Origin of the sequence: Kitasatospora sp. NPDC057518, assembly GCF_042802075.1 — a bacterium.
GTDB lineage: Bacteria > Actinomycetota > Actinomycetes > Streptomycetales > Streptomycetaceae > Kitasatospora.
In genome coordinates, this window is the sequence record NZ_JBHVEU010000026.1 from 16,412 (window position 1) to 36,373 (window position 19,962).

General features: G+C 73.2%; 14 protein-coding genes and 1 rRNA gene. 6 read left to right on the forward strand and 9 right to left on the reverse strand.

What is annotated here, in order from left to right; all coding sequences use genetic code 11:
• Positions 1 to 184: 184 nt before the first annotated feature.
• The 7 genes from ACFU7Z_RS04800 to ACFU7Z_RS04830 all read right to left on the reverse strand — a co-directional run bounded on the left by ACFU7Z_RS04800 (position 185) and on the right by ACFU7Z_RS04830 (position 10,904).
• Positions 185 to 1,036 carry a hypothetical protein gene (locus ACFU7Z_RS04800; RefSeq protein ID WP_380776096.1) on the reverse strand — a complete coding sequence of 284 codons (852 nt, stop codon included), beginning with the start codon at positions 1,034 to 1,036 and terminating at the stop codon, positions 185 to 187.
• Complete coding sequence (locus tag ACFU7Z_RS04805; RefSeq protein WP_380776099.1) at positions 1,033 to 5,649, reverse strand: AAA domain-containing protein; 4,617 nt, start codon at positions 5,647 to 5,649, stop codon at positions 1,033 to 1,035. The genes ACFU7Z_RS04800 and ACFU7Z_RS04805 overlap by 4 nt, the downstream gene beginning before the upstream one ends.
• A 293-nt stretch (positions 5,650 to 5,942) precedes the next feature.
• Positions 5,943 to 6,941, reverse strand: a complete 999-nt coding sequence (locus tag ACFU7Z_RS04810; protein WP_380776102.1) for a hypothetical protein — start codon at positions 6,939 to 6,941, stop codon at positions 5,943 to 5,945.
• Positions 6,938 to 7,870: an ABC transporter ATP-binding protein gene (locus tag ACFU7Z_RS04815; RefSeq protein WP_380776105.1), complete on the reverse strand. Its 933-nt coding sequence runs from the start codon at positions 7,868 to 7,870 to the stop codon at positions 6,938 to 6,940. The genes ACFU7Z_RS04810 and ACFU7Z_RS04815 overlap by 4 nt, the downstream gene beginning before the upstream one ends.
• A gap of 126 nt (positions 7,871 to 7,996) precedes the next feature.
• Positions 7,997 to 8,422, reverse strand: coding sequence for a GntR family transcriptional regulator (locus tag ACFU7Z_RS04820; protein WP_049651617.1), 426 nt, complete (start codon positions 8,420 to 8,422; stop codon positions 7,997 to 7,999).
• Between the two features lie 145 nt (positions 8,423 to 8,567).
• Positions 8,568 to 10,049, reverse strand: a complete 1,482-nt coding sequence (locus ACFU7Z_RS04825; RefSeq protein WP_380776108.1) for a DUF2079 domain-containing protein — start codon at positions 10,047 to 10,049, stop codon at positions 8,568 to 8,570.
• Positions 10,050 to 10,262: 213 nt separating this feature from the next.
• Positions 10,263 to 10,904, reverse strand: coding sequence for an HD domain-containing protein (locus ACFU7Z_RS04830; RefSeq protein ID WP_380776110.1), 642 nt, complete (start codon positions 10,902 to 10,904; stop codon positions 10,263 to 10,265).
• Positions 10,905 to 11,016: 112 nt separating this feature from the next.
• Here ACFU7Z_RS04830 and ACFU7Z_RS04835 point away from each other — a divergent pair, with 112 nt between their 5' ends.
• The 6 genes from ACFU7Z_RS04835 (at position 11,017) to pcp (ending at position 17,347) form a co-directional block, all read left to right on the forward strand.
• Positions 11,017 to 12,009 carry a GlxA family transcriptional regulator gene (locus ACFU7Z_RS04835; protein ID WP_380776113.1) on the forward strand — a complete coding sequence of 331 codons (993 nt, stop codon included), beginning with the start codon at positions 11,017 to 11,019 and terminating at the stop codon, positions 12,007 to 12,009.
• A gap of 92 nt (positions 12,010 to 12,101) precedes the next feature.
• Positions 12,102 to 13,016, forward strand: coding sequence for an alpha/beta fold hydrolase (locus tag ACFU7Z_RS04840; protein ID WP_380776116.1), 915 nt, complete (start codon positions 12,102 to 12,104; stop codon positions 13,014 to 13,016).
• Positions 13,017 to 13,079: 63 nt separating this feature from the next.
• Positions 13,080 to 13,808, forward strand: coding sequence for a MerR family transcriptional regulator (locus ACFU7Z_RS04845; protein ID WP_380776119.1), 729 nt, complete (start codon positions 13,080 to 13,082; stop codon positions 13,806 to 13,808).
• A 152-nt stretch (positions 13,809 to 13,960) separates the two neighbouring features.
• Positions 13,961 to 15,193 (forward strand): MFS transporter, encoded by a 1,233-nt coding sequence (locus tag ACFU7Z_RS04850; protein ID WP_380776122.1) that lies wholly within the window; start codon positions 13,961 to 13,963, stop codon positions 15,191 to 15,193.
• Positions 15,194 to 15,339: 146 nt separating this feature from the next.
• The gene (locus tag ACFU7Z_RS04855; protein WP_380776125.1) at positions 15,340 to 16,533 is read left to right on the forward strand and encodes an alpha-hydroxy-acid oxidizing protein; all 1,194 of its coding nucleotides are present in this window, start codon (positions 15,340 to 15,342) and stop codon (positions 16,531 to 16,533) included.
• Between the two features lie 130 nt (positions 16,534 to 16,663).
• Complete coding sequence (gene pcp / locus ACFU7Z_RS04860) at positions 16,664 to 17,347, forward strand: pyroglutamyl-peptidase I (protein WP_079272827.1); 684 nt, start codon at positions 16,664 to 16,666, stop codon at positions 17,345 to 17,347.
• Between the two features lie 80 nt (positions 17,348 to 17,427).
• Here pcp and ACFU7Z_RS04865 read toward each other — a convergent pair whose 3' ends face one another.
• Positions 17,428 to 19,539, reverse strand: coding sequence for a phosphocholine-specific phospholipase C (locus ACFU7Z_RS04865; RefSeq protein ID WP_380776128.1), 2,112 nt, complete (start codon positions 19,537 to 19,539; stop codon positions 17,428 to 17,430).
• A gap of 173 nt (positions 19,540 to 19,712) precedes the next feature.
• Positions 19,713 to 19,829, reverse strand: a 5S ribosomal RNA gene (gene rrf / locus ACFU7Z_RS04870).
• Positions 19,830 to 19,962 lie beyond the last annotated feature (133 nt).

The window sequence follows — 19,962 nt, forward strand, 5'->3', positions numbered from 1 at the left end:
TGGACACCAACCCCCTCCACCGAAGCCGCCGGCCCCCGCACCTACGGCTCGGGCGTCACCGCGGAACCCGAATCGCCGCGACCGCCCCGTCCTGCTTCAGCGAGACCGGCCGCCGCCGCTTCCTGAAGTCCCACGACTCCTCGGACCACTCCGACCGCGACGCGTGTGCCCTGCGCCGGCACTGCTACCGGGCACGGCCGGGGTGCGTGTCGGCGAGGTCGTTCAGGGCCGCGTTGACCACCTGCCAGCAGATGGCCAGGGTGTCGCGGTCCGGCCGGTGGCTCTGCCGGGCCTCGGCCTTGGGGTGCACGAAGTTCCGGTACCTGCGCAGCTCGTGGCTGAACTTCTCGGCATCCGGGCCGAGCCACCCGACTCGGTGACACGCCTTGATCAACCTGTCCAGGTTGATGCTGTCCTCGGAGTCCCTGCCCAGGAGAGACGGGTCCCGTTCCACGACGGTCTGGAGCAGCACGCCCTCCATCAACGAGCCGAGCATGATGATCGCCGCGACGTGGGCGCCGTTGGCGTAGCAGGTGCGGGCCTCGTCCAGACGCCACTGGAGCAGTTCCGCCATGGCCCCGTCGGCGATGAGGTCCGCCATGACGACCTTCAGCTCGGCGGAGCCGTAGTGCGTCGGGTGCGCCAGTGCCGGGTCGCACGACACCAGCCTGGGGCTGCCGCCGGGGTTCTCCAGCCGGTACCCCTCGTGGATGAGGAAGGTGTTGACCGCCGTCACGACCTCGGTGAGCAGGCCGGGCTCCTCGAGGTACTCACGCGGATCGGCCAGCCTGAGCAGCACCTTCTCGATCTCCCCGGGCTGGTCGCGCCGGGCCATCAGCAGTTCGGCGGCCCACTCCCTGCGGTACTGGCCGTCGTACTCGGGCACCTCCTGCCAGCCGGCCCGCTTGAGGAAGGCCGCGATCTCGAAGCCGCGGCGGTAGAGGAGGTCGTCGTCGCCCGCGACGACGCGGGCGAGTTCCTCCAGGGTGTTCTCGTCCAGCGTGCGGTCGTCCTGCCGGCTGTGCGTCTGGGTCATGCCGTTCCTCCGGTCGAATCGGTGTCAGGGGCGGGGGCGGATTCGGCACCGTCCCCGTCGTCGGGGCCCTGTTGCCCCGGCGGCTCGTGGTTCTCCGCGCCTTCGTCGGGCAGTTCGTCGCCCTCCGGCAGTTCCAGTGGCGTCCACGGCCGCGTGTCTCCCGGCGGCGGGGAGGGCCGGGAGTAGTTCGCCGGGCGGATGCCCTGCCGGTCGAGTTCCTCCCACAGGCCCGCCAGGGCCTCGTCCGGGTCGAACCTGAACTCGCTCTCCCGGATGCGCCAGAACCGCCAGCCGACCCGCTGGAGTTCACGGTCGCGCTGCTGGTCGTGCCGGATCTGGTCGAGGGTCGAGTGGTAGTAGTCGCCGTCGCACTCCACGCCCAGGCGGCCGCGCGCGCCGATCACCACCAGGTCGATGCGCTTGCTGCCCGCCGGGTACTGGGGCACCACGTGGTAGCCGCGCTCCTTGAGCCGCAGGTAGACCTGCTGTTCGAAGAGGGAGTCGAAGGGCGGGCGCCGGACGTCGGGCAGCACGGCGCCGAGGTCGGCCGCCTCCGCCAGTGCGGCCGGCGGATTCTGCATGTAGCCCAGGAGGTTGAGCCGCAGGTCCCCGGGTTTGAGCTGGTCCGGCGGCACCGAGTAGAAGAGCCGCATCTGGTCCTGGGCGCGGCTGGCCGCCACGTTGTAGGCCTGCTGCTCGCTGCGCATGCCGCCGGCGATCTTCCGCACCCGGTCGACCACCATCGACAGCAGGATGACGTGCCGCTCGTCGCCCTGGAACTGGGCCGGGGTTCCCACCCGGATGCGGTGGCGCTCCCGGACCGGGGCCGGCAGGCGCTGTTCGATCAGCTGCTCCAGCAGTTTGACCTGGCCGAAGCCCTGGAGCACGATCACGCCCATGGTCTTGTGCTCGTACGCCGGGTCCGCGGCCAGCTCGGCGAGGCAGTCCACGATCGCCTCCGCTTCCTTCGGGTTGCGGATCCGTCCGTCGCGTCCCTCGGTGACCCCGCCCTCGACGTAGTGCGTCAGCAGCGGGTCGAGCCGCTCACCGCCGTACTGCCGCAGCGGGATGAGGCCCGGCGGGGTGTAGAAGGTCTCCGAGGACCAGCCGATGATCTCGGGCATGCAGCGGAAGTGCTCCTGCAGGCGGATGGTGGACGGGAAGAACGTCGACAGCAGCTGGTACAGGTTGGAGTGCGGCATGTACAACTGGCGCAGGTGGGCGGGGACTTCCGGCAGGTGCGCGGACAGCCGGTCCTGGATCTGCTGGGTGCGGCCCAGCCCGGTGACCGGTGGCGTGCACTGCTTGTCGTCGCCGACCACGATGATCCTCGGCGCGAGCCAGAGCAGGAACAGCGCGTCCATGCCGGCCTGACTGGCCTCGTCGACGATCACCACGTCGAAGGCGTCCTGCCTGGGCTTGATCATCTCCGCCACCCGCGCGATGGGCATCACCCAGGCCGGCACCGCTCCCTGGGCGACCTGCATCGCGCTGTGGGCGGCCGCCTTGAAGTGGGAGGCGCTCTTGCCCTTGCCCTTGCCGTACGACGCCATGTGCGTGCGGTAGGCCTGGAGTGCCGAGCGCTGCTCCTGGGTCATCCGCACCAGGCAGTGCAGCCGGCCGTGTGCGGCGGCCAGGTCTCCCGTGAGCTCCTCCAACTTCGCCTCGTGCTCGGTGAGTTCACCGTCGAGGCGCTGTTCCCGGCCGGGCGCGCGTTCGTCGTCGATGAACTCGGACGCCTTCGCCCAGGCCCAGGCGTCCCGGAGCCGGGCGAGCCGCTCGTCCCAGGCCGGGTCCTCGGCCTCCGCTTCGAGCCTGCCGGCGAGCGCGGGCGACGCGCTGCGCAGTCCGTCGAGCAACTCCACGCAGCGACGCCGCCGTTGGTCCCGTTGCTGCGCTGCCGCGAGCGCTTCGAGCTCCTTGGTGTACCGGTCGACGTCGCGGTCGCGCAGGGCCTGCGCCATGGCGAGCGCCTCGACCGGCGCGGCCACGCCGTCCTCCCCGCCGCGCAGGAGCCGGTCCCATCGGCCGAGCCGCTCCGCGGCCTCCTCCGCGCGCTGCCGGCCGGCCAGGGCCGCGACGGCCTCGGCGAAGTCCTGCCACGCCTGCGGCCGGGTCAGGTCGAGGTAGACCCCGTGGTGGACCAGGAGTTCGTCGACCTGCTCACGGATCCGGCCGAATTCATCGACCTCCGCGAGGTGTCGGTAGCGCTCGGACAGCGAGGCCAGTCGCACCTCCAGCGGCGCTTCCGGCACTGCCGCACCCACCTGCTCCCAGCGGGCCGCCACCGCGGCGAGGGCCGCGTGCGCGTGCAGATGGGCCAGCACGGCGCCGAGATCGTCGGCGGAGGCCGGCACCTTGCCGTCCACCGTGCAACTGCCGAGGAGTTCCTCGGCCTCCCGCTGCGCCCTGAACGCGAACCGGGTCCGCAGCCTGCGGCCCGCCGACAGCTGCTCCATCAGGGCCGGGATCGTGGCCGCCATCCGGCGGGCGCGCTCGGGGACCAGGAGGTCCGGGAGGACCACCGTGCGCAGACCGACCCGGTCGAGGCCCTCGGCCACCTCGGGGAGCACGCGCGCGACGTCGGCGACACGCCGCCAGAGATCGGGGTGGCGCCGGGCCAGCCGGTCCGTCAGCGCGCGCTCCACCCAACCCTCGTCGCCCCAGCGCGCGGCCTCCCGGTGAACACCCAGACGGTGCAGTCGGTTTCGGCCGGAGCCCAGCAGCTCGGTCAGCCGGTCCGTGGTGGAGGTCTCCAGGGCGGCCAGGACGTTGCGCACCTCGATCGCCGCCGGTGAGAGACCGTTGACGCTCAACTGGCTCACCGCGAGGGCCGCCGCGACCTGGCCGGAGGTCGGCAGCGTCTCCGCCGCCGGGAACACCCCGGACTCCGTCCACTGCCCGGCGCCGTCCCGCAGCAGCGCGAGCAGCTCCTCCGCCTGGACGGGCGAGAGCGGCGGTGCCTCCGGCGCCCGGTTCGGCAGCCTGCCGATCCAGCCCAGCCGCACCGCCTCGTCCTGCACCTTCCGCACGATCGCGGCGAGCGTCCCCGAGTAGCCCGGTGCGACCTCCGGGTGCTGGTAGACCTCCGCCTCCCGCAGCGAGACCACCTGCTCGGTCAGCAGCTTGATCCGGCTGCGAACCTCGTACCGGCGCTGGGTCAGCCGCTGGATCTCGTCCCGCAGCTGGTCGGTGTCGCCCGCCGCCACCCGATCGCTCAGCGCGTTGATGGTGCGTTCCAGTTCGCTGGCACCGTCCTGGCTGGTGGTACTGAGCAGCAACACGCACAAGTCCCTGACAGCCGCCGGGAGTTTGTCCCGGAGCACGGTCAGCGGCTGGTCCTTGGCGCTGGTCACGAGCACCCGCTGGCCCTGGGCCAGGAGCGCGGACACCAGGTTGGCGATGGTGTGCGTCTTTCCGGTGCCGGGCGGGCCCTGCACCACCACGCCGGTGTCCCGCTGCAGCCGCTGGAGTACGGAACGCTGCTGGGCATTGGTCTTGCCGGGGAACAGCGGCTCGTCGCCGAAGAGCGCCGGCGCCTGCCGGCCGCCCCAGTTCTGCCGGTCCTCGGGGTTCAGCGACATCACCAACTGCGCCAGCCCGAGCGGGGCCCGGCGTTCGGTCACCACGCTCTCCGCGATGCGGTCGTAGAACCTCAACACCTCGTTGCGGTCCCTGGGCCGCTTCAGCAGGGCGGGCGCGAAGGTCAGCCTGGCGCCCTCATCCGGTCCCGCCGGCGGACGCCAGTTGGTGCTGAACGCCACCGGCCTGGGCAGGACCAGGTCCAGCCACTGCGAGAGGCACTCCAGCGCCTCCTCGCTCAACAGGTGGAAGGGCAGCGCGGAGAGCTCCTCGTTGAACGCCGCCGCACGCTCCGGCACCCAGCCGTCGTCCGCGTCCAGGAAGTCCCGGTCCTCCAGCCGGACCGCTCCGCTCTCCGTGAGGCGTACGGTGATCTGCGCGGTCCGCCGATCGACGTGGGTCTCCACCCGCCGCGAGAGCACGTGCCGGTGGATCACCCCGCCGTTCGGTTCCCGCCAGCTCAACAGGCCTGCGGCGAGCACGAGTTCCTGCTGGTCGTCCTGCCGCGCCAACTGCTGGTGCCAGTGGTAGACCTTCTCGTAGAGCTGACGCTGCGACCGCTCGGACCGCTCCCGCTCGGCCCAGATCCGCCAGCGCGCGAGCCACGGCCCGTACGCCCGCAGGACCTCCGCGGCCTCCTTCCGCACGACGACCGCCTCGTCGCCCTGCCACCCGCCGGCTCCGCCCGCCGCCGGCTCCCCGGTCCGGTACGGACCCTCCTCCGCGAGCGGCGGGTCCTCGGCATCGGCGTCCTGGCACAGCCGCTCGTCGACCCACCCCTCCAGCACCGGCGGCAGTTCCGGCGCAGCGGCCTGCGGAACGTGGTCCAGGACCAACAACGGACGGTCGTCGTCCCCGGACGGCCTGGGCACCTTCGCCGGCAGGTCGGCCAGCCAGAGCGGCCCCCAGGAACGCGTGTCCCGGAGCCGCTGATGGCTGCTCTGCACGACCTCGCGCAGGAATCCGACCAGCGCGGCGGTCTGACCGATGACATCGGGGTCACCCGCATGTCGTCGTGGAACGCTCACCATTCTCCCTTCAGTCGGTGACGAACGTTCCAGCATGGGGGCGGCCTCGGGGACCGGAAGCCGGTCGGGCCAGAGTGGCCGAATTCCCGCCGACCGATGGCCGACTTTCACTCGGCGGAAATTCGGATGGCCATTTCAACGGCACAGGAAAGCGAACGCATTTCCTGCCATCGAACACCTGAAGTGCCGCCCGACCAGGCGGTTTCGGACACGGAAAATCCCCCGGCGGTGCCGGGGGATTGACGAGGAATAGGAACTGTCGGCGGCGGTTTTCGACGCCGCGGACAACCGTCGCGTCAGGCGCGGATGCGGCGGAAGACGGCGATCAGGAGGGCCGCGGCAAGGGCCAGGAGGATGCCGGCTTCGACGAGTTGGATGGGGGTGAGGTGGGCGGCCGGGTGGAAGCGGAGCCAGGAGGCGCTGGCCGTGTTGCAGGTGGTGTTGAGGGCGCAGGAGTCGGTGGTGACGCGGGTGCCGTCGGGGAAGATGACGCCCTGGTCGATGAGCCAGGCGTTGGTGGGCTGGGCGGTGCCCACGGGGGCCACCTGTTCCACGACCGGGTAGAAGAGCGGGCGGGCCCAGACGACCAGGCCGTGGGCGGTGGCGACGAGGGCACCGGTGGCGAACATCGCGGGGAGGGTGCGGCGGACGAGTTGGCCGACCAGGACGCCGAGGGCCAGCGCGAACAGGGACCAGGCGACCGGGGCGAGGCCGATGGCCGGGTAGGTGAAGAACTGGAACGGCGGGTCGAAGGCGTCCGGACCGTGTGCGATGTCCGTCCACCACACCCAGGTCATCAGGACGGCGATCACACCGCTGACGGCCAGGACGGCGAGGCCGGGGACGGCGAGGCGGACGGCCAGCCAGCGGGCCGGGCTGACGGACTGGGCGCGGATCAGCCGGATGGTGCCGCGTTCGTACTCCTGGGCCAGCAGCGGGGCGCCGATGAACACGCCGATCAGCAGCGGGAGGACGGTGACGGCGGGCTGGAGGACCTCCAGGTACCAGAAGTTGGGGCGGTTGATCGGTGCGAGGAGGGCCCAGCACTCGGAGTCGGACCAGGAGTCGGGGTAGTAGCAGCCGGTCCGCCGCAGGACGCCGATGATGTGGCGGAGGGCGACGTGGATCCAGACGAGGTCCGCCACCGCGAGGACGAGCAGCACGCCCAGGGTCCAGAGCAGGAAGCGGTTCTGACGGAGCGTCAGCCAGATGAGCCCGCGCAGGGCGGGGGTGGCGGGCCGCCGGTCGGCGGGTGCGGAGGTGGGGGCCCGGTCGGGCAGGACGTCGGTGCTCATGCGGCCACCCCGTTCGGGTCGGGCTTCACGCGGTTCGGGTTGTCGGCGGGGGTGTCGGCGGAGGCCCGGAGGTAGCCGAGCAGCAGGTCCTCCAGACTCGGGCGTTCGCTCTCCCAGTCGCCGTCCACCGGCTCGTCGGTGCGGACCAGGGCGACGGCCCGGCGGCCGCTGACGCGCTGCTCGACCACCGTCTCGGCGGCCAGGGAGGAACCCTGGGCGGCCGGCCCGGTGAGCAGTCGGTGCCCGTCGAGGATCTCCTCCAGGTCACCGGCCAGCCGGACGCGTCCGCGCTGGACGAGGAGCAGGTGGTCGATGACGCCGTCCAGCTCGGGAAGGATGTGCGAGGACAGCACGATGCCGGCGCCGCGCTCGGCGGCGACCGACATCAGCGTGCCCATCAGCTGGTGCCGGGCGAGCGGATCGAGGTCGGCCATCGGTTCGTCAAGCAGCAGCAGGTCGGGGAGCTTGCCGAGGGCGAGGGCGAGGCAGACCCGGGTGCGCTGGCCGCCGGAGAGCGAGCCGATCCGCGCCTTGGGGTTCAACTCGCCCTGCTCTGCGATCTGTTGGGCCACAGCCTCGTCCCACACCGGGTTGAGCTCGCGGCCCATCCGCAGCGTCTCGGCGACGGTGAGGCCCGGGTAGAGCGGCTTGTCCTGCGGCACGTAGGCGACCCGGGCGCGCAGCTCGGGCGCACCTGCGGTGGCGCCGAGCACCCGCACTCCGCCCTCGGTGGGCGCGAGTTGGCCGGCGGCGAGGGAGAGCAGGGTGCTCTTGCCCGCGCCGTTGGGGCCCACCACGCCGCAGATCCGCCCGGCCGGGACGGTGACGTCGCAGCCGCGCAGCGCCCAGCCGCCGCGGTACCTCCTGCCGAGGCCTTCGGCCTCCAGGGCCGGCGCCGTCGCGGGCGCCGTGGTCGTCGGGTCGTCCACCCGGTCCCCCCACTGTTCTCGGTTCGGTGTTGCCGGGGAGCCGCAGGCCCCGGCGTCGGGGTTTGGGCCCCCCGATGTCGGCGCCCCGGCGTCGGAGCCCCGGTTTCGGCCCCCGGTTTCGGAGCCTCAGACCCCGTCGTCGGAGTCGGAGGCCCCAGAAGCAGAGACCCCGGTGTCGAAGCGCTGCTCCAGGACGGAGGCCATCAGCGCGGTGATGTCCTCGCGCTCCAGTCCGGCCTCCCGGGCCTGGTCCACCCACCCGACCAGGCCCGCCCGCAGCGGCCCGTCCGCCGCCGCCTCCGGCCGGGCGAGCGAGCGCCGGACGAAGGTGCCGAGCCCCGGGCGGGGTTCGACCAGGCCTTCGCGTTCGAGCTCGCGATAGGCCTTCAGCACGGTGTTGGGGTTGATCGCGGTCAGTTCGACCACCTCTCGGGCGGTCGGCAGCTTGTCTCCGGGCTGGAGCAGTCCGAGCCGCAGGGCCTGCTTGGTCTGCTGCACGATCTGCTGGTAGGTGGAGACGCCGCTGCGCCGCTCGATGCGGTACTCGATCACCGGCGATTCAGCCTTTCACTAGTTCAATAGTGGAATGGTGGCGCACGGCGCCGCGCAGGTCAAGCCGGACCCGGGGGTGTCCGATCCAAAGCCGTCTGGTCTGGGGTTGTCCGGTGCTCGGGGGTTGTCCGGCCCGGGAGGCGGCTCAGGGGCGTTGCAGCAGGAGCAGGCCGTCCTGCTCGACCAGCGGCCGGTAGCCGCGCTCCCGGTAGACGGCCAGCATCCGGGCGGTGTCGGCGGTGGCGCACGGGGCCTGCACGCTCGGGTCGCGCAGGTCGACGGCCACCCACTGCGGGCCAGGGCCCTCCGGCGTCCGGCACACCAGGGTGACCTCCGTCCGGCGGGTGAGCTGGGCCGCCAGCCGGTTGGAGGCGGCCACGGTGGCGTCGTCGGGTATCCGGTGGAGCAGCGCCCGGATCTCGGTGAGCCGGGGCGAGGTGCGCCAGGCCTCGGGCATCACCACCTCGTGCAGCGGGTAGAGCGGCAGCGTCACGGCGGCCACCAGGGCACTGACGGCGAGTCCGCGCCTGGCCCGGCGCACCTCGACGCGGCGGCGCGCGTCACCCCGGCGACCCGCGTCAACCCGGCGCAGGACGTCCACCAGGGCCGCGAACGCGATCGGCATCAGCACCGCGCTGTAGTGGTAACTGACGCCCCAGTAGTGCGAGTTGGAAGAGAACAGCCGCCAGGCGAGGGTGGGCACGCAGAGCAGCAGGAGCGGTGAGCGCAGGCCGATGAAGCCGGCGGTGGCGGCGAGCAGGAACAGCAGCAGCCACTTGACCGGCGGCCAGCCGAGCCGCAGTGGCAGTTCCCAGAGCGAGGCCTGCCCGCCCTGCCCGCCGCCGTCCAGCTGCTGCCAGTAGTCGAAGCTCCCGCTCGGGTTGAACGCCGGGAGCACGACGAGCACGGTGAGCGCGGTCGCGGCGAGCCCGACGGCGGCGAGGGCGAGTCCGGGCAGTGGGCTGCTGTGCCGCTCCCGCCGGGCCTGCCAGGCGATCAGGACCCCGACGGCGGCCACCGTCAGCCCGAGGTCCTCCTTGACCAGCAGCAGCGGCAGCGACCAGAGCGCGGCGGCGAGCGGCCGGCGCCGGCCGAGTGCGGTGGCGGCGAAGGCGAGCAGCGGGACGGCGAAGGCGATCTCGTGGAAGTCGTCGGCCGCCGCCCGGACGATCCCCCAGGAGGCCCCGGTGGCGCAGCCGACGAGCAGCGCCACCCGCGGCCCGGCCACCTCGTGGGCCCAGCGGGTCAGCGGGACGACGGCCAGCGCCATCAGCAGCGCCTGGGCGACGACGAGGGTGAGCGGGCTCGGGAAGGCCCGGTAGGCGGGGGCGAGGACCGCGATCAGCGGGTGGAAGTGGTCCCCGAGCAGGTGGTAGCCGGGGCCCTTGAGCGGCACGATCGGCGCCTGCCCGTGGGCGTACGCCCGGACGGCCTGCTCGAAGATGCCCAGGTCGTAGGCCTTGGTGAGGCCGCGCCGGTGCCGGTTGACGGCGACGCAGGCGTACAGCGCGGCGAACCCGGCCGCCAGGCCCCACGCGAGCGGGGCGGGGCGGCGGGCGCGGGGCGGTACGGACGGAAGAGCGGCCGTACTCGGAACGGCCCGGGACACGGAGGAGGGAGCGGGCATCGGCAAAGTACCCTTTCACTATTCGATTAGTGGAAGGGTGGTGGAACCCCGAGCCCCCGTCAAACCCGGCCGGGCGACGCCGACCGGGCCCCCGGGCTGCCCTCAGAAGCCCGCGTCCAACGCCCCCGACCGATGCCCGCGTCCAGCGCCCCCGGCCAATGCCCGCATCCAACGCCCGCGACCAGAACCCCTCAGCCGAAGGCCCGCCCCGGCTCACTCCCCCCACTCGGAGCCCTTGATCACCTCCACGAAGTCGCCGCGCTCGAAGCCGGGCACGAAGTGCGCGAGCACGTCCGCCTTGACGTTGCCGAAGGTCGTGTCCGGGCGGGCCTTGATGCCGTCGGTGAACGCGGCCAGGATGCGGTTCTTGAAGTCGGGCCGCGGATGGGCCGTGACCACGGCGGCCCGCTGCTCCGCGGAGATCGCGTGGTAGCCGATCCCCAGCACGTCCAGTTCCACGCCGCGGGTGATCAGGGCGATCTCCGGCGCCATGTGCAACGGGATCTCCGGGGTGGTGTGCAGGGCGATGGCGGTCCAGACCCGCTGCGCCGGCTCGCCGGTGATGCCGTGGGCCGCCAGGAAGCGGCGGGCCTCGTCGGCACCGTCGATCTCGAAGCGCTGGTCGGTCCGGGCGAAGCGGCCGGTGAGGCCGAGGTCGTGGAACATCGCGCCCACGTACAGCAGCTCCGGGTCGAACTCCAGCCCCTGTTCGGCGCCGCGCAGCGCCCCGAACAGGAACACCCGGCGCGAGTGGTCGAACAGCAGGGGCGAGGCCGCCTCCCGCACCAGTTCGGTCGCCTCCCGGGCCAGGGCGCTGTCCGGGACGCGCACGCCCGCGATCGTCTCGTTCGTCATGGTTCCTCCGCGTTCATTCGTTTCGGGGGCTGTTCGGTCGACTCCTCCACCCTCGCCCGGTGGCGTACGCTGCCGCCATGTCGGTACGGACAGCAGGACCTCGGATTCGGACATGACGCGCCTGGTCGCCTTCCTCGTGTTCGACGGGGTGACGCTGCTCGACGTCAGCGGTCCGCTGGAGGTGTTCCACCAGGCCGGCCGGCTCGGCCACCCGTACCGGACCGTCCTGGTCTCCCCGGGCGGCGGCACCGTCACCGCCTCCAACGGCGTGGCCCTGGCGGACACCGCCGCACCGGAGGACGCCCAGGGAGCACCCGGCCCCCGGGAACCCCTCGACACCCTGGTCGTCGCCGGCGCCGACCACCTGGCCGCCCGGGGCCCGGACGCGCCCCTGCTCGCCGCCGCGGAGGGCCTCGCCGGGCGGGCCCGGCGGGTCGCCTCGGTGTGCAGCGGCGCCTTCGTGCTCGCCGCGCTGGGGCTGCTCGACGGCCGCCGGGCCACCACCCACTGGCGCCACGCCACCGCCCTCGCGCTCCGCCACCCCGGGGTGCGGGTCGAACCCGACGCCCTGCACGTCCGGGACGGCCGCTACCACACCAGCGCCGGCATCAGCGCGGGCATCGACCTCGCCCTCGCCCTGGTCGAGCACGACCACGGCGCCGAGGCCGCCCGCGCCATCGCCCGCGAGCTGGTCGTCTTCGTGCAGCGCCCGGGCGGCCAGTCGCAGTTCTCCACCGCCCTGGCCACCCCGCCGGCCCGCAGCGGCCTGCTGCGCACGCTCACCGACGCCGTCCTCGCCGACCCGGGCGCCGACCACAGCCTGCCCGCGATGGCCGCCGCGGCCGCCGTCAGCACCCGCCACCTGACCCGGCTCTTCCAGGCCGAGCTGAACACCACCCCGGCCCGCTGGGTCGAGCGCGTCCGCCTCGACCGCGCCCAACAACTGCTCCTCGACGGCCACGGCATCACCACCGCCGCCCGGCTCAGCGGCCTGGGCAGCGACGAGACCCTGCGCCGCGCCTTCGCCCGCCGGCTGGGCACCACGCCCACCGAGTTCCGCAACCGCTTCACCACCACGGCCGCCCCGAACGCCCCGAGCCCCTGACGCCCCCCGCGACGGCGGCCCGGCCCCTCCCGGGGAAGTCCCGCGACCGGACGCTTGACCTTGACGCTACGTCAGGGTTGCAGGCTTGCCGCATGACGAACGAGAGCACCTCCAGCACTCCGCTCCACCCCCCGGTCGGCGGCTTCCAGGAGATCGACGGCCGCCGCCTCTACCTGCACCGCCAGGGCACGGGCGGGCCCGCGGTCGTCCTCCTGCCCGGCGCGAGCGCCATCGGCCTGGACTACTTCGGCGTCCAGCAAGGGGCCTCGCGGTTCACCACCGCCGTGGTGTACGACCGCGGCGGCACCGGCTTCAGCGACGACGCCGCGCTGCCGCGCACCGCCGCCGAGGTGGCGACCGAACTGCACGAACTGCTGCACGCCCAGGGCGTCCCCGGCCCGTACGTCCTGGTCGCGCACTCGCTCGGCGGCGCCTACGCCCACGGCTTCGCCCAGCGCTACCCGCAGGACGTGGCCGGGCTGGTCTGGCTGGACGCCTTCCACCGGGACTGGGACGACTACATGCCCGCCGAGGCGAGCCTGGCCGCCAGCGTGCGGCTGTCGCCCACCGAAGAGCAGCTGCGGCAGGCGCTCCCGGGCATCCGGCAGATGGCCGCGGAACTGCTCGTGGACTTCCCGGCGGACGTCCGGGACGCGGTGGTCGAGTACCACGTGAGCGAGCGCTGGATCCACGCCGGCATCGCCGAGCGCGCCTCGATGGCCGACCTGGCCGTCGAGCTGCGGGCCGGGGCGGACCTGCCCGACGTCCCGCTGATCGCGCTCACCCCGCTGGGCGTCGACCCCGGCCAGCGGGCACTGATGTCCGAAGAGGCCCTGCGGGCGATGCACGACGGCAAGACGCGGCTGTACGCGGCCATGGTGGACGCCGTCTCGGACGGGGAGCAGCGTATCCTCCCCGACACCGGCCACAGCCAGTTCGTCTTCGAGCGGGCCGACGCCGTGGTCCAGGCGATCCGCGACGTCGTGGACCGGGCGGGCCGCACCTAGACTTCGACCCCAGCCCCTGGCACCACCCCGGCCGCAGGCCGTCAACACGACAGGAGCGCAACGGTGCTGACGATCAGTCAACTCGCCGCGACCGCCGGCGTGACCGTACGCACCGTGCGCCACTACCACCAGGTGGGACTGCTGCCCGAGCCCGAACGCGACGGCTCCGGCTACCGCCGCTACAGCGCTCAGGCGGCGGTCGACCTCATCCGGATCAGGACGCTCGCCGACGCCGGCGTGCCGCTGGCCCGGATCGACGAAATGCTGCGGGCACGGCCCGAGGAGTTCGCCGCCGCCGTCGCCGACCTCGACGCCGAACTGGAGCGCCGGATCGAGCAGCTCGCCGAGCACCGCCGCCGGATCGCCGACCTGGCGAGCGGCGAGCGGCTCGCCCTGCCGCCCGAGGTGGTCGCCATCCTGGACCGGATGCGCGCGCTCGGGGTCGGCGAACAGTCGGTACGGCTCGAACGCGACACCTGGATCCTGCACCAGGCCCTGGACCCGGAGGCCATGCGCCGGGGCATCCAGGAGAAGAACGCAAGCTTCGACGACCCCGAGACGACGCGGCTGTTCCTGCTCTGCGACCAGTCGCTCGACTGGGCACCGGACGATCCGCGCGTGGACCGGCTGATCGACGACCTGGACGCGTGGGAGGTCGCCCACGGGCGGGACAGCAGCCGGCCCGGGAACCAGGCGGTGATCTTCTCCCGGCTCGCCGAGGCCTCGCCGACCTGGCAGCGCATCCTCGGCGAGATCGCGCACCGCGCCAGACGGCGCCACGCCGCCGACTAGCACCGGGCCCCGGGCCGCGCCGAACCGCAGGGCGACGCCGGACCGCCGGCCCCGCGCGGAAGCGTTGACGTCGGATTCACGCCAGCCCAACCCCCGGTCGGATTGGTGGACTTCGGGTGACACACCCACCACCCACCGACGGGACCTCCGGCATGCCGACCGGCACCACCCTCAGCTCGACCCAGCCCACCCCGAAGCCGCCCACCCCGAAGTCCCGCCCCCGCAACGGCGGCGGCACCCTCGCCGTCCTCGCCGTGACGACCGGCGTCTTCTCCATCGTCACCACCGAGATCCTCCCGATCGGCCTGCTGACCCCGATCGGCGCCACCTTCCGGATCTCCGACGGCACGGCCGGGCTGATGATGACCCTGCCGGGCATCGTCGCCGCGGTGGCCGCCCCCGTGGTGACCGTCGCGACCAGGCGTGCGGACCGGCGGACGATGCTCTGCGCGCTGCTGCTGGTCCTGACCCTGGCGGACCTGCTCAGCGCCCTGGCCCCCGCCTACTGGGCGGTGCTGGCCGCCCGGGTGGCCCTCGGTCTGGTCATCGGGGCGTTCTGGTCGATCGGTTCCGGGCTCGCCCCGCGCCTCGTCCCGGAGCACCGGCAGGCCCGCGCCAACACGCTGATCTTCTCCGCCGTCCCGCTCGGCTCGGTGCTCGGCGTGCCGGCGGGGGTGTTCCTCGGCTCCGTGGCCGGCTGGCGGGCGGCCTTCCTGGCGATGGCGGCGCTGACCGTGCTCGCGCTGGCCGCCCTCCTGCGGTCGCTGCCGCCGCTGCCCCCGCTGACCGCCACCGGGCTGGGCGTGCTGCGCGGACTGCTGGCCGGCCGGGGCACCCGGACCGGGATCGCGGTGACCTTCCTGATCGTGCCGGCCCACTTCGGCAGCTACACCTACGTCACCCCGTTCCTCACCGGCACCACCCACGCCGGCCCCGGCCTGGTCACCGCCCTGCTGCTCGGCTACGGCGCCGCCGGACTGCTCGGCAACGTCCTGGCCGGCGGCCGGGCGGCCGGGGCACTGCGTCCGGTGTTCGGCACGGCGGCCGTCCTGCTCGCCGCCGCGGCCCTGCTGCTGCCGCTGCTGGGCACCGGCGGTCCGGGCGCCGCCGTCCTGCTGGCCCTCTGGGGCGTGGCGTACGGCGCCGTCCCGGTCTGTTCGCTCAGCTGGTTCCTCGCCGCGGCCCCGCACGCCCCGGAGGGTGCCGGGGTGGTCTTCACCTCGGCGTTCCAGGCCGGCTTCTCGATCGGCGCGCTGACCGGCGGGCTGGTGGTGGACCACTCCTCCCCCGCCACGGTCATGCTGCTCGGCGGGGCGGTCGCCCTGCTCGCCGCGGCCACCGTGTGGCGGTACGGCCACCGGGTGCGTCCCGAGCCGACACCCTGAACACCCGCGCCCCGACCCTGGCCGTCGGCACGGTTCGTGGCGAGAATGCCGGGGTGCCGTCGACCCGCCCGCCCGTCCTGCGGGGTGGGCGGGCGGCGCCGGCCGGGACGGTCCCGGGCGGGTGCGGACGGAAGGACGGCCGGCGGATGGTCGACCAGCAGAGTGACCCGGCGTTCCAGGGGCGGTTCGGCGACTACCAGACCGAGATCTACCTGCGCGGGCTCGGCGGCGTCCTGCCGACACTGCCGATGGCCTTCGCCGAGCTGGAGGCGCGGGCGGGCGCGGCGCTGCCGCCCTCGGTGCTCTCCTACGTCGCGGGCGGCGCGGGCGACGAGTCCACCCAGCGCGCGAACGTGGCCGCCTTCGGGCGGTGGGGCCTGGTGCCGCGGATGATGGTCGGCGCGAGCACGCGGGACCTGTCGGTGGAGCTGTTCGGCCAGCGGCTGCCGACCCCGCTGTTCATGGCGCCGATCGGGGTGATCGGCCTGTGCGCGCAGGACGGGCACGGGGACCTGGCCACCGCCCGGGCCGCCGCCCGGACCGGCGTCCCGATGGTCGCCTCCACCCTGACGGTCGATCCGCTGGAGCAGGTGGCCGCCGAGTTCGGCGACACCCCCGGCTTCTTCCAGCTCTACACCCCCACCGACCGGGCACTGGCGGAGAGCCTGGTGCACCGGGCGGAGGCCGCGGGCTACCGGGGCATCGTCGTCACCCTGGACACCTGGGTCACCGGCTGGCGCCCGCGCGACCTGGCCACCGCCAACTTCCCGCAGCTGCGCGGCCACTGCCTGGCCAACTACACCTCCGACCCGGTGTTCCGCGCCCGCCTCGCCAAGGCGCCGGAGGAGGACGTCCGGGCGGCCGTCCTGGAGTGGGCCGGCGTCTTCGGCAACCCGCTGACCTGGGACGACCTGCCCTGGCTGCGCTCGCTCACCGACCTGCCGATCCTCCTCAAGGGCATCTGTCACCCCGAGGACGTGCGCCGCGCCAGGGACGGCGGCGTCGACGGCGTCTACTGCTCCAACCACGGCGGCCGCCAGGCCAACGGCGGCCTGGCCGCCCTCGACGTGCTCCCCGACGTGGTCGCGGCCGCCGACGGACTGCCCGTCCTCTTCGACTCGGGCGTCCGCTCGGGCACCGACGTCGTCAAGGCGCTCGCCCTCGGCGCCACCGCCGTCGGCGTGGGCCGCCCGTACGCCTACGGCCTGGCGCTGGAGGGCACCGACGGCATCGTCCACGTGCTGCGGTCACTGCTCGCCGAGGCCGACCTCCTGATGGCCGTCGACGGCTACCCCACCCTCGACTCGCTCCGTGCGGACGGCGCGCTGCGCCGGACCTGACGCCGGGTGAAGTCCCGGTGTCCAACGGTGCCCGACCGCGACCTGCGGGGCTTGCCGGGACATTCGGGACGGCCCTACGCTCGAAGGCACAAATCGGTTCCGTACGTTCCCGTACGCTGGGAGGTCCGCCATCATCCGCGTCCTGCTGACCGCCTTCGAACCGTTCGGCCGCGATCCCCTGAGTTCGTCCCTGGAGGCGGGCCGGCTGGTCGCCGCCGGTCCGCCGGCCGGAGTGGCCCTGGAGTTCGCCGGGCTGCCCTGGGTGTACGGCGACTCGATCGCCGAACTGCGCCGGGCGGTGGCCCGGTTCGAGCCGGACCTGGTCATCGCCACCGGCCAGGGCGGCAACCGCCCGGACCTCACGGTCGAGCGGGTGGCGGTCAACCTCGACGACGCCGTCCGCGCTCCCGACCGGAAGGGCAACCAGCCGGTCGACCAGCCGGTCGTGCCGGAGGGCCCGGCCGCCTACTTCTCCTCGCTGCCGGTCAAGGCCTGCGTGGCGGCGGTCCAGCTGGCCGGGATCCCGGCCACCGTCTCGCACACCGCCGGCACCCACCTCTGCAACCACGTCTTCTACGGGCTGGCGCACCTGATCGCCACCGAACGCCCGGAGCTGCGCGGAGGGTTCGCGCGTCTGCCGTACCTGCCGAGCCAGGTGTCCGGCCGGGACACGAGCGCGTCGATGTCGGCGGAGACGGCGGCCGAGGGGGTGCGCATCCTGATCCGCAGCGCCGTGGCCGCCCTCCACTCGCCGCCCGTCGGCACGGTGGCCGGCCCGCGCCGACGGACCTGGCTGCCCCGCCGGGGCGGCTGACCGCCCGGGCCCCCGTCGACCGGAGCGGTCGACGAGGGCCCGTCAGCGCGGGCCGGTTCCGTCCACGGAGGCCCGTCCGGTCAGCGCGGGCCGGGGTCGCTGGTGCCGGGGCGGCCGTTCTCCAGGTGTCCGGCCCAGCGGCGGCGGAAGGCCGGACCGTCCGCGGCCGCGACCGTGACGTCGTACCAGCGGCGGTCGACGGGCAGCTCGAAGGTGAACCGGGCCGAGGCGCCGGGGCGGAGGGAGCGGCTCTGCTTCGAGCCCTTCGCGTAGGCGTTCTCGGCGGTGACCGTCCTGGCCACCGGCCCGTGGTTGGCGACCGTGACGCGCACCTGGTTCTTCGACGGGTCGAAGCGCGCCACCAGCCCGGCCCGGGCCGTGCCCTCGAACTCCTGCACCGAGCCGTTCGGGCCGTGGGCGGCCAGGTGGTAGTCGCCGGCGCCGGTCAGCGGCCAGAAGTCGGCGAAGGTGTCGCCGGCCGAGACGGTGTAGCGGCGCGGGGCGGCCGTCGGCGCCGTCCGGTCGTAGACGTAGAGCCACGCGCCGACCGAGCCCCGGTTCTCCAGTTCGAGCCGGAACTGCCCGGCGGTGTCCGTCTCCTCCTCGTTGACCCGCAGGTCGTACGGGAGGGCGCGGGCAGGCCGGGTGCCCGGCTCCTGGGTGGGCATCCGCTGCGGCAGCGGCACCTGGTAGGGCTTGCCCTGCGAGGCGATCGGCGCGGGCACCGGGATCCGGACGCGCCGCGGGTCGGTGCCCCGGAAGTCGAGCGCCGAGGTGAGGTCGCCGCAGACCGACCGGCGCCAGGCGCTGATGTTGGGCTCCTCGATGCCGAAACGGGCCTCCAGGAACCGCAGCACCGAGGTGTGGTCGAAGGTCTCCGAGCAGACCCAACCACCGCGCGACCACGGGGAGATGACCATCAGCGGCACCCGCGGCCCGAGGCCGATCGGCTGGAGGCCGCCCGGGTCGGCGCCGGGGACCAGCGGGCTCATCTCGCCCGGGTACTTCGAGAGGTCCAGCAGCTCGTCGCCGAGGCTCGCCTCCAGGTCGGCGGAGACCATGCCCGGGCCGCCCGGACGGCTGGCGACCGGCGGCATCGGCGGGACGACGTGGTCGAACAGGCCGTCGTTCTCGTCGTAGTTGATGAGGAAGACGGTCCGCCCCCAGACCTCGGGGTTCGCGGTGAGCGCGTCCAGTACGAGGTTGATGTAGTACGCGCCGTCGGTGGGCGTCGCGGAGGGGTGCTCGCTGTACTTGTACGGCGGGACGATCCAGGAGACCTGCGGCAGCCGGCCCTGCTCGACGTCGGCCCGGAACTCCTTGAGCGTGTGGTCGGTGGCACCCTTCTCCACCAGCGGGCCCGACGCGCCCTCGGCCACCTGGTACCGCTCGAAGAACATCAGCGAGTTGTCGGTGTAGTTGTCCGTCGGCGTGCCCGGCTCGCCCGAACCGCCCTGGTAGAGCTTCCAGCTGACCCCGGCCGACTCCAGGCGCTCGGGGTACGTCGTCCAGGTGTAGCCGTTGGTGTCGTTGCGCTCCCACAGGCCGGGCCCGTTGGGCCGGCGGCCGTACGCGTTGCGCGGGTCGCTGGTGCCGGTCCAGAGGTAGATCCGGTTGGGGGCGGTGTCGGCGTGGACGGAGCAGAAGTACGCGTCGCAGACGGTGAAGGCCTCGGCCAGCGCGAAGTGGTACGGCAGGTCCTGGCGCTTGAGGTGGCCCATCGTCATGACGTCCTGCTTCTGGTTCACCCACTGGTCGTGGCGCCCCTCGTTCCAGGCGAGGTGGCCGCTGCTCCAGCCGTGGTCGGTACCGGCCTGGTACTCGGTGGTGTTCCGGGGGTCGATGTACCAGGGCAGCACCTCCTGCTCGGAGGCCGGCAGGCCGCGGTCGTGGTAGCGGCCGGTCTTCACGGCGGCGGCGGGCTGGTGCCAGTTCGGCCGGCCGTTCGGCAGCAGCGTGGGCCGGGGGTCGTCGAACCCGCGGACGCCGCGCAGGGTGCCGAAGTAGTGGTCGAAGGAACGGTTCTCCTGCATCAGGATGACGACGTGCTCGACGTCCTCGATCGAACGGGTCCTGCCGATCGCGGGCAGCGCCATGGCCTTGGCAACCGCGGGCGGAAAGGCGGCGAGGCCGGCGGCGGCCGCGGAGGCGCCGCCCAGTTGGAGGAAACGGCGCCGGTCGATGGAGGCCACGTGGTGTCCTTCGCGTCGTGAGTGCATGGTCGGACGAGAAGGCTCGACCATAGGGGCCCACGAACCGTCATGTACACGGTCCTCCAGCGAACGCCGCATGATCATTCGACCAACACCCCGACAACGCGAAGAACCCCCATCCGGGACCCGGATGGGGGTTCTTCTGAAGAATTGTTCGGCGGCGTCCTACTCTCCCACAGGGTCCCCCCTGCAGTACCATCGGCGCTGTAAGGCTTAGCTTCCGGGTTCGGAATGTAACCGGGCGTTTCCCTCACGCTATGACCACCGAAACACTATGAAACTGTCAACCGCACGCTCTTCAAAAAGAGCGGGTCGTTGTTTCAGAACAACACAGTGGACGCGAGCAACTGAGGACAAGCCCTCGGCCTATTAGTACCGGTCAACTCCACCCCTCACAGGGCT

Bases quoted from the DNA above. Each gene is read 5' to 3' on its own strand.
- ACFU7Z_RS04850 (WP_380776122.1), top strand. From the start codon at position 13,961: ATGCCGACCGGCACCACCCTCAGCTCGACCCAGCCCACCCCGAAGCCG.
- ACFU7Z_RS04810 (WP_380776102.1), bottom strand. From the start codon at position 6,941: ATGAGCACCGACGTCCTGCCCGACCGGGCCCCCACCTCCGCACCCGCC.
- ACFU7Z_RS04805 (WP_380776099.1), bottom strand. From the start codon at position 5,649: ATGGTGAGCGTTCCACGACGACATGCGGGTGACCCCGATGTCATCGGT.
- ACFU7Z_RS04825 (WP_380776108.1), bottom strand. From the start codon at position 10,049: ATGCCCGCTCCCTCCTCCGTGTCCCGGGCCGTTCCGAGTACGGCCGCT.
- ACFU7Z_RS04800 (WP_380776096.1), bottom strand. From the start codon at position 1,036: ATGACCCAGACGCACAGCCGGCAGGACGACCGCACGCTGGACGAGAAC.
- ACFU7Z_RS04835 (WP_380776113.1), top strand. From the start codon at position 11,017: ATGACGCGCCTGGTCGCCTTCCTCGTGTTCGACGGGGTGACGCTGCTC.
- ACFU7Z_RS04855 (WP_380776125.1), top strand. From the start codon at position 15,340: ATGGTCGACCAGCAGAGTGACCCGGCGTTCCAGGGGCGGTTCGGCGAC.
- ACFU7Z_RS04830 (WP_380776110.1), bottom strand. From the start codon at position 10,904: ATGACGAACGAGACGATCGCGGGCGTGCGCGTCCCGGACAGCGCCCTG.
- ACFU7Z_RS04840 (WP_380776116.1), top strand. From the start codon at position 12,102: ATGACGAACGAGAGCACCTCCAGCACTCCGCTCCACCCCCCGGTCGGC.